The sequence below is a fragment of the Amycolatopsis tucumanensis genome, assembly GCF_021654135.1.
Lineage (GTDB): Bacteria > Actinomycetota > Actinomycetes > Mycobacteriales > Pseudonocardiaceae > Amycolatopsis_E > Amycolatopsis_E tucumanensis.
Window position 1 is genome coordinate 24,929 of record NZ_JAKGSD010000067.1, and the last position, 14,995, is coordinate 39,923.

Here is a 14,995-nt window from a genome sequence, read left to right on the forward strand (position 1 = left end):
CCACTGTTCCAGATCAGGCGCCGGGCTTGAGGCTCTGCTCGAAGTAGTCGACCATGTCCTGCGGCGTCGGGCCGTCCGTGCCGAAGTCGATCCACACCAGCAGGCCGCAGATCTCGGCGTCGTCCGTGCCGAACAGCATGATGCCCATGCCGGTGGTCGTGCCCGCCAGGTAGTCGCCGCTCAGGCCGTCACCGCTCCAGCGGCCTTCCAGCGCGGTGTCCGAAGCGCCCAGCTGGGACTCGATGCCAGGTTTCAGCGCGTCGAACGACATGCCCTCGTAGTAGACGACCGACCGGCCGCTGGTGGTCGAGTCGCTGGGCAGCGTGCAGGTCACCACGTTCTCGGCGCCCGCCTGCTGGATCGGCACGCCGGCCCCGCCGCGTTCGCAGGTCCCGACGTCCGGCACGGTGCCTGCCAGGCGGCGCATGCAGGACGTGAAGCCGTCGGCGTCCGGCTCGCCGCCGGTCGAGCAGCCCGCGGAAACCTGCTGGGTGGACTGCCCGGTGCTGCCGGCCGCGGCCGGGCCGCCGGACCCGCCGCGGGTGACGGCGAGGAGGGTGATCACCAGCGCGGCGACCAGCACGCCGACGCCGGCGCCGATGAGCAGCGGCTTGCGGACGCCCCTGGGCTTGGGCGGCGGTGGCTGCCAGGCGACGGGCGGGGTGGCCGGCGCCATGGCCGGGACGGTGCGGCCGTCGATCGCGGGGATCGCGGGCGGGGTCGGCGGCGCGGCGGCCGGGACGTGGTGCAGTCCGAACGCGACCGCGGTCTCCGGCTGGTCCTGGGTGGTCGGCAGGACGCCGAGCTGCTCGGCGAGCAGTGTCGCGACCAGCGGCATGCGGCTCGGCCCGCCGACCAGGTAGACGCCGGTGAGCTGCTGCGGGGTGCGCCCGGCGTCGCGGATGGTCGCGGCGAGCATCTCGGCGCTGCGCAACAGGTTCGGCCGGACCAGGGCCTCCAGTTCGGCGCGGGTGACCAGGACGTCGTTGAACGGTTCCGGCATCGGCACTTCGGTGTGCGCGTGGCGGGACAGGGTTTCCTTGGCCTCGCGGACGTCCTGCAGGAGCGCGCGGCGGATGCGGCGGTCGGCGAGGCTCTGCGGGCGCAGCATCCGCTGCCACTGGGCCGGGTCGGTGTGGGAGACCTGGCGGCCGACGTGTTCGAGGAGGGCCTGGTCGATGTCGAGGCTGCCGAGGTCCGGCAGGCCGTTGTCGGCGAGCACGGTGAAGCCGCGGTCGGTGACGCCGACGACGGCGCAGTCGAACGTGCCGGCACCGAGGTCGTAGACGGCGAGGGTGCTGCCGGGCGGCAGGGTGCGGCCGAGGGAGGCGTAGTGCGCGGCGGCGGCGACCGGTTCCGGGATGAGGACCGGGTTGGGGCCGAGACCGGCCTTGACCGCGGCCTGGCGGAGGAGCTGCTGGCGGGTGGTGCCCCAGCGGGCGGGGTGGGAGAGGCGGACGTGGTCGAGTGGCTGCCCGGCGAGCTGGCGGTGCGCCTCCTCCGCGACGCGGCGCAGGACCGCGGCGAGGGCGTCGGTCACCTCGACGACGGTGTCGCCGAGCAGGAGGGTCGCGTCGTCGATGCGCCGCTCGGGGTTGGGCTCGAACCGGGCCGGGTCCAGTCGCGCCCGGCGCTCCGCGTCCTGCCCGACGACCAGCGTGCCGTCCTCGCCCGCGAAGACCGCGGAGGACATGGTGACCGACCCGTCGACCTCGATGACACGCGGCCCGCGACCGAAGGCGGACAGGACGGCCACGGTGCTCGACGTGCCCAGATCGATCGACAGGACGTTCATGTGCCTCCCCTCAGCGCAGCGATCACACTATCGGGGAGCCCCCGCGCCCCGAGAGGAGTCGCCCCCGGAAGCGCTCTCGTTTCGGCGATCAGGCCGACCGGTGTGCCGGCTCGGTGGCCGACACGGTGACGTCGTGGTCGTCGAAGTCCGCCACGACGCGCAGCCTGCCGCCCAGCGCAGCCACGTAGCGGGCGATCGTGTCCAGCTCCATCTGCCGCGGGTCGCCCTGTTCGAGCTGGCTGATGCGCGGCTGGCTGACCCCCATGCGGCGCGCCAGCTCGGTCTGGCTCACACCGGCGTCCTCACGCAACTGCGCGAGCCGGAACCCGAGGACGTAGGCCTGAGTCGCCTCCGCGGCATCGGCCATGACGACGTTCACGTCCCGGCCGGCCTGGACGTCGATGTTCAGCTTCTCCGCCTTGACCTCGTTCCACGAGCGGCCCATCAGTCCTCCTCCCCCGCCAGGTGCTTCTCGTACCGGTTCTCGGCCAGCGGGATGTTGATGTCGTACCAGCGCTTCCAGTTGCCCGCCTTGTCGCCGGCCACGAGGAGTATCGCCCGGCGAAAGGGATCGAACGCGAACAATATCCGGATCTCTGTGCTACCCGCGGACGCCGGGCGCAACTCCTTCAAGTTGTGGAGGCGTGAGCCCCCCGCAACCGGTCCACCAGCGGCCTGCCGAGCCCTGGCCCGTGGCACGCGAGGAGGTCGATGGCTGCCTCGACGAGGTCGGCCGAAAGCGGATCGGTCCGGCACAGATCGACGAACCACTCGTCCACCTCCCGGTGCAACTCGATCTCCCACCCCATGCGCAGAATATAATGCACACCTTATGAGTGCAAGTAACCAGCCCGGAAACGCGAAAGTGCCCCCAGGGAACCAGTCCCTGGGGGCACTCTCGTCTGGCGGTCTTACGAGATCAGCGCTCGCCTTCGGCGTCGTCCTCGTGGGTGCCCGCGCCGATGCTCACCGGCGGGGCGTCGGGGACGTCGGCCGGCTTCGGCTCGCCGCGGAAGACGAAGCGCGCCTCGTCGTCGCGGTCCTCCGGGTTGCCGCTCCAGCCCTCGACGTCGACGATCACGATCTGACCAGCCTCGACCTCGCCGAACAGGATCTTCTCGGACAGCTGGTCCTCGATCTCCCGCTGGATGGTCCGGCGCAGCGGACGGGCGCCGAGCACCGGGTCGAAGCCGCGCTTGGCCAGCAGCGCCTTCGCCTTGTCGGTCAGCTCGAGAGCCATGTCCTTGGCCTTCAGCTGCTTCTCCACCCGCGTCACCATCAGGTCGACCATCTCGATGATCTGCTCCTGGGTGAGCTGGTGGAACACGATGATGTCGTCGATCCGGTTGAGGAACTCGGGCCGGAAGTGCTTCTTCATCTCCTCGTTGACCTTCTGCTTCATCTTCTCGTAACGCGATCCCTCGTCGTTACCCGAAGAGAAGCCGAGGCTGACGGTCTTGGAGATGTCCGACGTGCCCAGGTTCGAGGTGAAGATCAGCACCGTGTTCTTGAAGTCGACCGTGCGGCCCTGACCGTCGGTGAGCCGGCCGTCCTCCAGCACCTGCAGGAGCGTGTTGTAGATCTCCTGGTGGGCCTTCTCGATCTCGTCGAACAGGACCACGGAGAACGGCTTCCGGCGGACCTTCTCGGTCAGCTGGCCACCCTCCTCGTAGCCGACGTACCCCGGAGGGGCGCCGAACAGCCGCGAGGCGGTGTAGCGGTCGTGGAACTCGCCCATGTCGATCTGGATGAGCGCGTCGTCCTCGCCGAACAGGAACTCCGCCAGCGCCTTGGACAGCTCGGTCTTACCGACACCGGACGGGCCGGCGAAGATGAACGAGCCGGACGGGCGCTTCGGGTCCTTCAGGCCGGCACGGGTGCGGCGGATCGCCTGGGAGACCGCCTTGACGGCGTCCTCCTGGCCGATGATCCGCTTGTGCAGCTCGTCCTCCATGCGGAGCAGACGCGTGGTCTCCTCCTCGGTGAGCTTGAACACCGGGATGCCGGTCCAGTTGGCCAGGACCTCGGCGATCTGCTCGTCGTCGACCTCGGCGACGACGTCCAGGTCACCGTCCTTCCACTGCTTCTCCCGCTCGGACTTCTGCGCGAGGAGGTTCTTCTCCTCGTCACGCAGCCGGGCGGCGCGCTCGAAGTCCTGCGCGTCGATCGCGGACTCCTTGTCGCGGCGCACCTTGGCGATCTTCTCGTCGAACTCGCGCAGGTCCGGCGGAGCCGTCATGCGGCGGATGCGCATGCGGGCGCCGGCCTCGTCGATCAGGTCGATCGCCTTGTCCGGCAGGAACCGGTCGTTGATGTACCTGTCGGCCAGGGTGGCCGCGGCGACCAGCGCGGAGTCGGTGATCGACACGCGGTGGTGCGCCTCGTAGCGGTCCCGCAGGCCCTTGAGGATCTCGATGGTGTGCTCGAGCGACGGCTCGCCCACCTGGATCGGCTGGAAGCGGCGCTCCAGCGCGGCGTCCTTCTCGATGTACTTGCGGTACTCCTCGAGCGTGGTGGCGCCGATGGTCTGCAGCTCGCCGCGGGCCAGCATGGGCTTGAGGATCGACGCGGCGTCGATCGCGCCCTCGGCGGCACCCGCGCCGACGAGCGTGTGCAGCTCGTCGATGAACAGGATGATGTCGCCGCGGGTCTTGATCTCCTTGAGCACCTTCTTCAGGCGCTCTTCGAAGTCACCGCGGTACCGGGAACCGGCGACCAGGGAGCCCAGGTCCAGCGTGTAGAGCTGCTTGTCCTTCAGCGTCTCGGGCACCTCGCCCTTGACGATGTTCTGGGCGAGGCCCTCGACGACGGCGGTCTTGCCGACGCCGGGCTCGCCGATCAGAACCGGGTTGTTCTTGGTGCGGCGGGACAGCACCTGCATGACCCGCTCGATCTCCTTGCCGCGCCCGATGACCGGGTCCAGCTTGCCCTCACGCGCCGACTGGGTGAGGTTGCGGCCGAACTGGTCGAGCACCAGCGAGGAGGACGGGGTGCCCTCGCCGCGGCCGGCGCCGGCCTCGGCCGGCTCCTTGCCCTGGTAGCCGGAGAGCAGCTGCAGCACCTGCTGGCGCACCCGGTTCAGGTCCGCGCCCAGCTTGACGAGCACCTGCGCGGCGACGCCTTCGCCCTCGCGGATCAGGCCGAGCAGGATGTGCTCGGTGCCGATGTAGTTGTGGCCGAGCTGCAGCGCCTCGCGCAGCGACAGCTCGAGCACCTTCTTGGCGCGCGGGGTGAACGGGATGTGCCCGCTCGGGGCCTGCTGGCCCTGGCCGATGATCTCCTCGACCTGCTGCCGCACGCCTTCCAGCGCGATACCCAACGATTCGAGCGCCTTGGCGGCGACACCCTCACCCTCGTGGATCAGGCCCAGGAGGATGTGCTCGGTGCCGATGTAGTTGTGGTTGAGCATCCGGGCCTCTTCCTGGGCCAGGACGACCACCCGCCTCGCGCGGTCGGTGAACCTCTCGAACATTCCCACTCCCTCGACTGCTGCGCCGGCGGTGAGCACCCATCACTTCGCGATGGATTCAGCACCGTGAGTCCACTGTAGTAGCCATGCGGTCCCACCGGACTACCACTGGGGCGGATTAGGTCACAGCTGGTGTAGATGCCGGAAACCCCCGGCGATGAGTCTGCGCTGGTAGCTGACGTACATGTGCAACGCGGGACTTCTCCCGGCGATTCCGCAAGCCCCGGTTTGTCCGCTCACCGCGAACACCCCCGGGACGGGGACGGGACTGGCGCTCGCGCGTGAATTGAGTAAGGTAAGGCCAACCTAACCACTCGGATGGAGCAGGGAGGTCCGCCATCGAAACCGCGCTGGGCGCTCTCGGAGCGTCCGTCACGAGGGTGGCCGCCCTGCAGGACCGCATGGAAGTGCGCGCCGACCTGCCCGCGACGGGCGGCTGGCAGCGCTGCGGCGACCTGCTGGCCGACCCCGCGCGGTTCGACGTGTGGCGCAAGCTCCTCGGCGAGTGGCTGCGCGACGGCTTCGGCGAGGCGCCCGAACGGACGACGGCCGGGTTCGTCATGTCGTGGTACCTGCACGTGCCGGCGTTCACCGGTGCGTTGCTGCTCCATCACGAACGGCGAGTACCCATGCTGCGGCCGGGTGAACTCGCCTTCCGCCTGTGCGCGGACCGCCCGCACCCCGAAGGTGTGGCGGTGCTGGGGGACGAGTTCTACTGCCTGCCCGGGGACCCCGACGCGGACCGCCCCGAGGCGACGGTGGTCGCGGACGACCGGGCGCTGGCCGCGGTGCTGCGCGCTCGTTACACGGCGCACGCTGCGCAGTTCGTGCAGGCGTACGCGCCGCTGAGCCGGCTCGGCCGCCGGATGCTCTGGGCGGCGGCGACGGACGCGCTGGACAGCACGCTCTGGTGGGCGGGCCTGTACGCCGGGGACGAGGCGGCGGGCGTCGCGGACGCGCAGCTCGTGCTGGACGAGCACTACCCGCCGCTGACGGCGTCGACCCGACTGCGGCCGACCGAGGACGGGTGGGCCCGGCGGCGGGAGAGCTGCTGCTTCTCGTACCTGCTGCCGGAACAGCCCCTGTGCGAGGGCTGCCCGCGCACCTGCCGCCGGTGACTTTCACCACACCGGCCCGACGCGGTTGATCCGGGTCGTTCACCGACGGGACCAACCCCGCCGCGGCGAAGCCCTCGCCCCGGCACGCCGAACTCCAGGGCGGCCAGTAGCCGGGAGCCGGGCAGCGTTCAGCCACAAACGGTCCGGCACCGGCGCCTCGCCCCCGCACGGCACCCCGCGGCGGACGCCACCCCCAGCCCCCGGCCCAACAGCCAGCGGCCGGCAGCCGGCAGCCCTAGCCGCGCCACCTCGGCCCCGGCACCCCAGGGCGCCCCGCTTAGGCGCGCCACTCCGGATCGCGGCCCGTCAACGCCAGCAGCCGGTCCAGCACCGGCGCCTCGCCCCCGCACGGCACCTCCGGCCCGAACACCTTCATCTCCCGCGCCTGCTCCGCCGTCGCCTTGGCCGAGGCGTACAGCGCCGCCGCCACCTCGGGGTCCACGGTCAGCGGCAGGCCGGTCGCGCGGGCCAGGTCCCAGCCGTGCACCACCCATTCGGTCAGCACCATTCCGGCGATCATCTCGGCCGGCATCTCCGCGTCGCCGAACTTCGTGGTGCCCTCGAGCGCCTCCGGCCGCCCACAGGTATCCACAAGTCCATCCACAAGCGTGCACAGCTCACCCAGCCAGTCACCCTGCGTGAGATCGACGTCCCGCTCGCCGGTGGTCACCGCGGGCGCCGGTTCGCGGCGCAGCGCCGCCGCCAGCCACGGGCCCCAATAGAGAAGGTGGTTGAGCAGGCCACGCACGTCGTATTCGGCGCACGGAGTCCGGTTGTCCAGTTGGGCTGGTTCGATGGCGCGGAGCAGCCCGGTGAACTCGCGCGCGGCCCGCTCCAGCATCGGTCGAAGGTCGGTCATGCCTCCATTCAGCCGAATCGCGACGCCGCCGTCTTGAACAAAAGCGACAGCCGCTCACGAATGACCCGCCCGGACAGAACCGTGTTCAACCTGCCGCGCAATGAAAAAAGCCGCCGGGAATCCCCGGCGGCTCTTCCACGCCCCTCTTTACCCGAACTGCGCTCAGTTCTTCTTGTGGTAGGCCTCCACGACCTCCGACGGGATACGCCCGCGGTCGGAAACCTGGTAGCCGTTCTTGCGCGCCCAGGCCCGAATGGCCTGGTTCTGCTCGCGGTCGACCGACGCGGAACGACCCGCGACCTTGCCGGCGGGCTGACGGCCCGGCGTGCCCCGCTTGCGGCCACCGGCACGCCGCGCGTGCTCGACGTACTGGGCCAGCGCGTCACGGAGCTCCTCGGCGTTTTCCGCCGACAGGTCGATCTGGTACGAGATGCCGTCAAGTCCGAACTCGACGGTCTCGTCCGCCTCCGAGCCGTCGATGTCGTCGATGAGCGACACCAGCACCTTCTGTGCCATGTGTTTCCTCCTGTTTTCGGCCAGCCACGAATGATCGGGCAGGGGCAGGCGCCCTGACCAGAAGCCATTGACTAGGACATTAATACCCGGAATCAGGGCAGCACGCAAATCACGTTACCGATACCGTGACTAGTTCGTGCCTGCTATTCGGGGCGCACCAGCGGGAAGAGGATGGTCTCGCGGATGCCGAGGCCGGTGAGGGCCATCAGGAGACGATCGATGCCCATTCCCACGCCACCACTCGGTGGCATTCCGTACTCGAGCGCGCGCAGGAAATCCTCGTCGAGGCGCATCGCTTCGCTATCCCCGGCCGCGGCCTGGCGGGCCTGGTCCAGCAATCTTTCCCGCTCGATCACCGGATCGACCAGCTCCGAGTATCCGGTGGCCAACTCGAATCCGCGGACGTAGAGGTCCCACTTCTCGGCCACACCGGGCTTGGTCCGGTGCTGCCGCGTCAGCGGCGAGGTCTCGATCGGAAAATCCCGTACGAAAGTCGGCTCGTGCAGGTGATCACCGACCAGGTGCTCCCACAGTTCCTCGACCAGCTTCCCATGGCCGAGTTTCGGATCGACCTCCAGGCCGCGCGCGGACGCGAACCCGCGCAGCTTCTCGACCGACGTTTCCGGCGTCACTTCCTCGCCAAGCGCGTCGGACAACGAGTCGTACATGCTCAGCGACGTCCATTCGCCGGACAGGTCGTACGACGAGCCGTCGGCGAGCGTGACCTCGAGGCCGCCGAAAACGGCCTGCGCCGCTTCCTGGATCAGCTCCCGCGTCATCACCGCGTTCGTGTCGTAGGTGGCGTAGGCCTCGTAGTACTCCAGCATCGCGAATTCCGGCGAATGCGAGGAGTCGCTGCCCTCGTTGCGGAAGTTGCGGTTGATCTCGAAGACCTTCTCGATCCCGCCGACCACGCACCGCTTCAGGAACAGCTCCGGCGCGATCCGCAGGTACAGATCGATGTCGAACGCGTTCGAATGGGTGATGAACGGCCGGGCCGACGCGCCGCCGTGGAGGGTCTGCAGCATCGGCGTTTCCACCTCGGTGAAACCCCGGCGGTGGAACGATTCCCGCAGCGAACGGACCACTGAGGCGCGCGTGCGCACCACGTCGCGGGCCTGCGGGCGCAGGATCAGGTCGACGTAGCGCTGGCGGACGCGGGTCTCCTCGGCCAGCTCCTTGTGCGCGACCGGCAGCGGGCGCAGCGCCTTCGCGGCCATCCGCCACTCGTCGGCCATGATGGACAGCTCGCCGCGCTTGGACGTGATGACCTCGCCGTGCACGTAGACGTGGTCGCCGAGGTCGACGTCCGCCTTCCAGGCCGCCAGCGCTTCCTCGCCGACGTTCGCGAGGCTGATCATGGCCTGCAGTTCGGTGCCGTCGCCTTCGCGCAGCGTCGCGAAGCAGAGCTTGCCGCCGATGCGGGAGAACATCACGCGGCCGGTCACGCCGACGACCTCGCCGGTGGCCGTGTCGGCGGGCAGGTCCGGGTGCGCCGCACGCACTTCGGCGAGCGTGTGGGTGCGCGGCACTTCGACCGGGTACGGCTCCACACCCTCCGCGAGCAGCCGATCGCGCTTGGCCCGACGGACCCGCATTTGTTCGGGCAGGTCGTCAGCGGGCACCGGGCGATCCGGGGAGGGGGAATCCGTCATGCCGATAGGGTACGAACCCCCGCGACGACTAGGCCAACCGGATTACCTGTACCGACCAGCGCAAGCACACCGATAGCATCGCCGGAGTGAGCGAAACCACTTCATCCGCCGATCGTGAGCTGTGGAGCCGGCGGTCCCGCTCATTCGGGGGGCACGCGGACGCCTACGACGAGCACCGCCCGGATTACCCGCTCGACGGAATCCGCTGGGCGTTGCCGCCCGGGGCCGCGGAAGTGGTGGACCTCGCCGCGGGCACCGGCAAGCTCACCGGCGGCCTGCGCGCGCTCGGGCTGCGCGTCACGGCGGTCGAACCGGATCCGGGCATGCGCGCCGAGTTCGCCCGCCGGCACGCGTGCGTCGAAGTCCTGGACGGCACGGCGGAGCGGATCCCGTTGCCCGACGCCAGCGCCGACGCGGTGCTGGCCGGCCAGGCGTTCCACTGGTTCGACCTCGACGCCGCGCTCCCCGAAATCGCACGCGTGCTGCGCCCGGGCGGCATGGTCGCCGGGCTGTGGAACGGCAACGACGATTCCGTCCCGTGGGTCGCGGAATTCGCGCGGGCCTCCGGTTTCGTGCAGCGCGGGCGGTCGGTCGCGACTCTGCCCGAACACCCCGCGTTCGGCGCGTTCGAGGAGAAGACGTTCCGGCACTCGCACCGCCGCACACCCGAAAGCCTGGTCGAAACGATCTCCACACATTCCCACCTGCTCGTCGCGGACGATGCCGAGCGCGCGGAGACGCGGCGGCGGGTGCTGGAATTCCTCCGCGCCAACCCGGCCACCGCGAACGGCGAATTCGACCTGCCGCTGCTGACGACGGTGCTGCGCGCCGTCCGCCGCTAACGCGTCTGGCGTTCGAAGGCCAGGCGCAGGCCCAGCAGCGTCAGGTCGGGCACGTGCTCGGTGATCGTCTCCGACTCGCCGATCACGAGCGGCGCCAGCCCGCCGGTCGCGAGCACGGTGACCGGCTCGTGCGTCCGCGCCGTCAGCTCACGCACGATCCGCCGCACCAGGCCGTCGACCTGGCCGGCGAACCCGAACACGATGCCGGACTGCAGGCACTCCACGGTGTTCTTGCCGATCACCGACCGCGGCCGGACCAGTTCGACCTTGCGCAGCGCCGCCGCGCGGGAGGCCAGCGCGTCGACCGAGATCTCGATGCCGGGTGCGAACGCGCCGCCGAGGAACTCGCCCTTCGCGGAGATCACGTCCACGTTGGTCGAGGTCCCGAAGTCCACGACGACGCACGCCGTGCGGTACAGGTGGTGCGCGGCGAGCGTGTTGACCAGCCGGTCCGCGCCCACCTCACGCGGGTTGTCCACCAGCAGCGGCACGCCGGTGCGCACGCCGGGCTCGACCACGACCTTCGGCACCCGCGCGTAGTACCGGCCGAGCATGACCCGCATCTCGCGCAGCACCGCGGGCACGGTGGACAGCGCGCTGATCCCGGTGATCGCGTCGGCGTGCTCGCCGAGCAGGCCGCGCATGGTCAGCGCCAGCTCGTCGGCGGTCATCTGCGCGTCGGTCCGCATCCGCCAGTCGCCGACGAGCTTGGCCGCGTCCCCACGGCCCTCGTACAGGCCGAGCACGATGTTCGTGTTGCCGACGTCGATCGCCAGGAGCAAGGGAGTTCAGCTCTCGGCGTGCAGCAGCGCGTCGAGCCGCGCGGCGTCGACGGTTTCGGCGACCGGGAACGGGTTCTCCCGGTCCGGCGACGCGATCGGGATGCTGCCGCTCACCAGGCCGGAGCCGTCGGGCGCGTGCCCGGGGTCGCTGCCCTCGTGCTTGATCCGGTTCTCGTCGTCGACGAACACGATCCGCGGCTGGTACGTGGCCGCCTCGGCGTTGTCCATCTGCCCGTAGGAGATCAGGATGACCAGGTCGCCCGGGTGAACGAGGTGCGCGGCGGCGCCGTTGATGCCGATGACGCCGCTGTCCCGCTCGCCCGGGATCACGTAGGTCTCCAGCCGCGCCCCGTTCGTGACGTCCACAATGGCCACCAGCTCGCCCGGCAGCAGGTCGGCCGCCTCCATCAGCGTCTCGTCGATCGTGACCGACCCGACGTAGTGCAGGTTGGCCTGGGTGACCGTCGCGCGATGGATCTTCGACTTCAGCATCGTGCGGTACATGGTTATCTCACTTCCTCCGACGCGCCCAGCACCACCGGGACGTTGTCGATCAGCCGGGTCCGCCCGACCCGGGCGGCGATCAGCAACCGTGCTTCCCCATCGACGGGTGCGGGACCGAGATCGGTTCCGCGCAATTCGAGGTAATCCACGTCGACCTCCGGGCGGGCGGCCAGCGTCGCGCGCGCCGCCGAGAGGACCGCTTCCCCGCCGTTCGGGCCGGAGTGCCCGCCGGCCGCGAGCGCCGCGGACAGCACCACGGCGGCTTCCCGCTGTTCCGGCGAGAGGTAGACGTTGCGCGAGGACAGGGCCAGGCCGTCGGACTCCCGCACCGTCGGCACGCCGATCACGCGGACGTCGAGGTTCAGGTCGCGCACCATCCGCTTGATCAGGACCAGCTGCTGGTAGTCCTTCTCGCCGAAGAACGCGAAGTCCGGCGTGACGATGTTGAACAGCTTCGCCACCACCGTCAGCACGCCGGCGAAGTGGCCGGGGCGGTGGGCGCCCTCCAGCTCGTCGCCCAGCGGACCCGGGTGAAGGGTCACCGCGTGGCCGTCGGCGTAGAGGTCGCCGACCTTGGGCACGAACGCGATCTCCACGCCGTCCTCGGCGAGGATCTCCAGGTCCCGCTCCAGCGGCCGCGGGTAGGCGTCGAAGTCCTCGCCCTCGCCGAACTGCAGGGGGTTCACGAAGATCGACACGGCGACGACGGTGTTCGGCAGGCGCTTGGCGCGGCGGATCAGCTCGCGGTGGCCGGCGTGCAGCGCGCCCATGGTCGGCACCAGCGCGACCTTGCGGCCCACCGAGTGCAGCGCCGCGGTGACCCGGTGCACGTCGCCGGGCGTCTGGTAGGTGTTCAGCTGCCCGCGGCTGAATTTCGGTGTGGTCACGGGTTTTCCGGCCTTTCCAGAAGTTCGGTGATCTCGGCGGCGGCGCCGGCGTCGAGCAGGCCGGCCGCTTCGGCTCGCTGCGCGGTGCGCCGGGCGAGCGAGGTGTAGGCGGGCACGATCGCGGGCTCGGTGGCTTCGAGCACGCCCAGGTGCTTGCGCAGAGTACCGGTGTCGCCGCGGGCGACCGGACCGGTCAGGGCGCGGTCGCCGTGCCGCAGCGCGTTGTCCAGCGCCGCCGACAGCAACGGGCCGAGCATGCGCTCCGCGTCGCCGATCCCCGCGCCACGCAACAGGTCCGCGCAGTCGTCGACGAGCGTGATCAGGTGGTTGGCGCCGTGCGCGAGCGCCGCGTGGTAGAGCGCTCTGGCGGCTTCCGGCACCCGCACCGGTTCCGCGCCCATCTCGACGGTCAGCGCCTCGCCCACGCTCCACGCGGCCTCGTCGTCGGCCGCGGCGGTGACGCCGACGCTGCAGGCGGCGAGCCGGTCGAGGTCCTCGGACCGGCCGGTGAACGTCATGACCGGGTGCAGGGCCAGCGGCAGCGCTCCGGCTTCGGCGGCCGGGGCCAGCACGTCGAGGCCGTGCGCGCCGGAGGTGTGGATGACGATCTGGCCGGGGCGCCAGGAACCGGTGGCGGCCAGACCGCGGACCAGGCCGGCGAGTTCGTCGTCGGGCACGGCCAGCAGCACGAGGTCCGCGGCCGCGGCGACCTCGTCCGGCGGTTTGAGCGGGACACCCGGCAGCATGCGCTCGGCGCGGGCCTGGGAAGCGGCGGAAATGCCGGAGGCGGCGACCACCGTGTGCCCGGACCGGGTCAGCGCGGCGCCGACGACGCTGCCCACGCGGCCGGCGGAGATCACTCCGACGCCGAGCCTGGCGGGACGACTCACGGCGTGCCCCTGTGGACGCTCATGGCAGCAGAACTCCTCAGCTCGTTCCAGTCCCGCTCCGTTCGCGGGTACCGGACGACGGGGCGAGAGTAGCTCGCGGAAACGCCCCGGGTCGGCGGCGGGTGACCAGCTTCACCCGACCCGGTTTACCCGGTATGACTGCCTTCACCCGCCAGCCGGACCGCGTCGGCGCGGGAAGCGCGCAGCGTGGCCAGCAGTTCCCGCTTGCGCTTCTCGTGGTCCGGGGTCTCCTTGCGGCGGCGCAGGAACGCGAGTTCGGTCACGCTGGCCTGGTAGCGGGCCACGGCTTTCGCCGCCGCGCGCCCGGACTGCCGCCTGGCCTGCCGCCGCCACTCGCGGCGGCCGGCGAGCGTGGACAGTAGCTCGACCTCCGACGGGGCGATCAGCCGCGCCTGGACCATCGCGGGCAGTGCGGCGGTGACGATGCGTTGTTCGCGGCGGCGTTGCAGGAGGACGAGCATCACGACCGCGATGAACATCGGGACCATGATCAGGAAGTAGACGTTGAGGAACGTCTGCGCTCCGCCGAGGACCGCCGCGCCGTTCCAGAGGGCGTGCAGCAGGACGGCGCCCAGGTAGGCGCCGATCGGGGCGAGGACCTTGACGGCCCGGTTGTCGGTGCGGGCGGCGTAGCCGAGGCCGATGCCGGTGATCGCGGCGAAGAGGGGGTGCGTGAACGGCGACAGCACGCCGCGCAGCACGAACGCGGCGATCACGCCGGTGCTGGTGGCGTCGCCGAAGCCGTAGTCGGCGAAGGCGCGGCCGAAGTAGTAGATGTTCTCGGTGAACGCGAAGCCGGCCGCGGTGAACCCCGCGTAGACGATGCCGTCGATGATCCCGTCGAACTCGTCGGCGCGGCGCAGGAGGACGGCGAGCACGAACGAGGCCTTCGCGGCCTCCTCGACGAGCGGGGCGGACAGGAGCGCGCTGAGCTTGCTGCCGCTGCCCTCGCCGAGCAGCAGGTCGCCCACCGTCTCGGCGGTGTTGTTGATCAGCAGGGCGGTGATCGCGGCGAGGCACGCGCCCCAGAAGAAGGCGACCAGGAGGAACTTCGCGGGCTCCGGCTCCCAGCGGTCCACCCACAGGATGGTCGCCACGACGACCGCGACGGGAACGAGCGCCGCGGCGACGCCGATGGCCACCGCGAGCGGCCCGACCTGCACGGTGACCAGGCCGAGAACGGTCAGGCCGCACACGGCCAGGATGACGAGGCCGAGCACGGGCAGGAGCACGGTGAGCCTGCGAGGGGGTGCCGTCACAGCCCGGCACTCTACGGTGACTGGCTGCGGGGGCGAGCGGGGTGGGCGGGGGGTCTGGGTGGGCGGGCAGCGCGAGGCGCTGCTGAGCGGAACCGGCGTGGTCCAGAGCCGCACCCGCGGAACCACGGTGGTTCCAATCCCGCAGCCCGCCACAAGATCGTTGGTGGGCCGGGCCGGGTCGGCAGCGCCGCGGGGTCGCCCTGGTTCAAAGCCGCACCCACCGAAACCACGGCGGTAACCCCCCACCCCCGCAAAGTCGCGGTGGCTTGGGTCGGCAATGCCGTCGGATCGCCGTGGTTCAGGTCCCCGCCCCCGCAAAGTCGCGGTGGCTTGGGTCGGCAATGCCGCCGGATCGCCGTGGTTCAGGTCCCCGCCCCCGCAAAGTCGCGGTGGCTTGG

General features: G+C 70.6%; 15 protein-coding genes. 2 read left to right on the forward strand and 13 right to left on the reverse strand.

The features are described from left to right. Positions 1-13: 13 nt before the first annotated feature. The 5 genes from L2C96_RS38920 to L2C96_RS38935 all read right to left on the reverse strand — a co-directional run bounded on the left by L2C96_RS38920 (position 14) and on the right by L2C96_RS38935 (position 5,267). The gene (locus tag L2C96_RS38920) at positions 14-1,795 is read right to left on the reverse strand and encodes an Hsp70 family protein (protein WP_237339674.1); all 1,782 of its coding nucleotides are present in this window, start codon (positions 1,793-1,795) and stop codon (positions 14-16) included. Between the two features lie 88 nt (positions 1,796-1,883). Then, positions 1,884-2,240: a helix-turn-helix domain-containing protein gene (locus L2C96_RS38925; protein ID WP_020417082.1), complete on the reverse strand. Its 357-nt coding sequence runs from the start codon at positions 2,238-2,240 to the stop codon at positions 1,884-1,886. After that, positions 2,240-2,494, reverse strand: coding sequence for a type II toxin-antitoxin system RelE/ParE family toxin (locus L2C96_RS38930; protein ID WP_308191224.1), 255 nt, complete (start codon positions 2,492-2,494; stop codon positions 2,240-2,242). Before L2C96_RS38930 ends, L2C96_RS38925 begins: the two co-directional genes overlap by 1 nt. Then, a complete protein-coding gene (locus tag L2C96_RS45270) occupies positions 2,425-2,604 on the reverse strand; it encodes a hypothetical protein (protein WP_308191225.1) in 180 nt (59 codons plus the stop codon). The genes L2C96_RS38930 and L2C96_RS45270 overlap by 70 nt, the downstream gene beginning before the upstream one ends. A gap of 110 nt (positions 2,605-2,714) precedes the next feature. Beyond that, positions 2,715-5,267 carry an ATP-dependent Clp protease ATP-binding subunit gene (locus L2C96_RS38935; RefSeq protein ID WP_020417084.1) on the reverse strand — a complete coding sequence of 851 codons (2,553 nt, stop codon included), beginning with the start codon at positions 5,265-5,267 and terminating at the stop codon, positions 2,715-2,717. A 377-nt stretch (positions 5,268-5,644) separates the two neighbouring features. Here L2C96_RS38935 and L2C96_RS38940 point away from each other — a divergent pair, with 377 nt between their 5' ends. Continuing rightward, positions 5,645-6,382 carry a (2Fe-2S)-binding protein gene (locus L2C96_RS38940; protein ID WP_020417085.1) on the forward strand — a complete coding sequence of 246 codons (738 nt, stop codon included), beginning with the start codon at positions 5,645-5,647 and terminating at the stop codon, positions 6,380-6,382. 277 nt (positions 6,383-6,659) lie between these two features. Here L2C96_RS38940 and L2C96_RS38945 read toward each other — a convergent pair whose 3' ends face one another. The 3 genes from L2C96_RS38945 to lysS all read right to left on the reverse strand — a co-directional run bounded on the left by L2C96_RS38945 (position 6,660) and on the right by lysS (position 9,412). Further along, the gene (locus L2C96_RS38945) at positions 6,660-7,241 is read right to left on the reverse strand and encodes a TIGR03086 family metal-binding protein (protein ID WP_237339675.1); all 582 of its coding nucleotides are present in this window, start codon (positions 7,239-7,241) and stop codon (positions 6,660-6,662) included. A gap of 162 nt (positions 7,242-7,403) precedes the next feature. Further along, positions 7,404-7,757, reverse strand: coding sequence for a histone-like nucleoid-structuring protein Lsr2 (locus tag L2C96_RS38950; protein ID WP_020417087.1), 354 nt, complete (start codon positions 7,755-7,757; stop codon positions 7,404-7,406). 143 nt (positions 7,758-7,900) lie between these two features. Beyond that, positions 7,901-9,412, reverse strand: a complete 1,512-nt coding sequence (gene lysS, locus L2C96_RS38955) for a lysine--tRNA ligase (RefSeq protein WP_027935729.1) — start codon at positions 9,410-9,412, stop codon at positions 7,901-7,903. Positions 9,413-9,498: 86 nt separating this feature from the next. Between lysS and L2C96_RS38960 the strand changes: the two genes are divergently transcribed. Further along, on the forward strand, positions 9,499-10,254 hold the full coding sequence (locus L2C96_RS38960) for a class I SAM-dependent methyltransferase (RefSeq protein WP_237339676.1): 756 nt from the start codon (positions 9,499-9,501) through the stop codon (positions 10,252-10,254). On the opposite strand, the gene L2C96_RS38965 is transcribed toward L2C96_RS38960, so the two are convergent. The 5 genes from L2C96_RS38965 to L2C96_RS38985 form a co-directional block, all read right to left on the reverse strand. Further along, positions 10,251-11,036 carry a type III pantothenate kinase gene (locus L2C96_RS38965; protein WP_020417090.1) on the reverse strand — a complete coding sequence of 262 codons (786 nt, stop codon included), beginning with the start codon at positions 11,034-11,036 and terminating at the stop codon, positions 10,251-10,253. The genes L2C96_RS38960 and L2C96_RS38965 overlap by 4 nt on opposite strands. A gap of 6 nt (positions 11,037-11,042) precedes the next feature. Beyond that, positions 11,043-11,540 (reverse strand): aspartate 1-decarboxylase, encoded by a 498-nt coding sequence (panD, locus tag L2C96_RS38970; RefSeq protein WP_017985424.1) that lies wholly within the window; start codon positions 11,538-11,540, stop codon positions 11,043-11,045. A 2-nt stretch (positions 11,541-11,542) separates the two neighbouring features. Beyond that, positions 11,543-12,427: a pantoate--beta-alanine ligase gene (gene panC / locus L2C96_RS38975; RefSeq protein ID WP_020417091.1), complete on the reverse strand. Its 885-nt coding sequence runs from the start codon at positions 12,425-12,427 to the stop codon at positions 11,543-11,545. Next, positions 12,424-13,368, reverse strand: coding sequence for a Rossmann-like and DUF2520 domain-containing protein (locus L2C96_RS38980; RefSeq protein WP_272883881.1), 945 nt, complete (start codon positions 13,366-13,368; stop codon positions 12,424-12,426). Before L2C96_RS38980 ends, panC begins: the two co-directional genes overlap by 4 nt. A 95-nt stretch (positions 13,369-13,463) precedes the next feature. Next, positions 13,464-14,570, reverse strand: coding sequence for a PrsW family intramembrane metalloprotease (locus L2C96_RS38985; RefSeq protein ID WP_020417093.1), 1,107 nt, complete (start codon positions 14,568-14,570; stop codon positions 13,464-13,466). Positions 14,571-14,995: the final 425 nt, after the last annotated feature.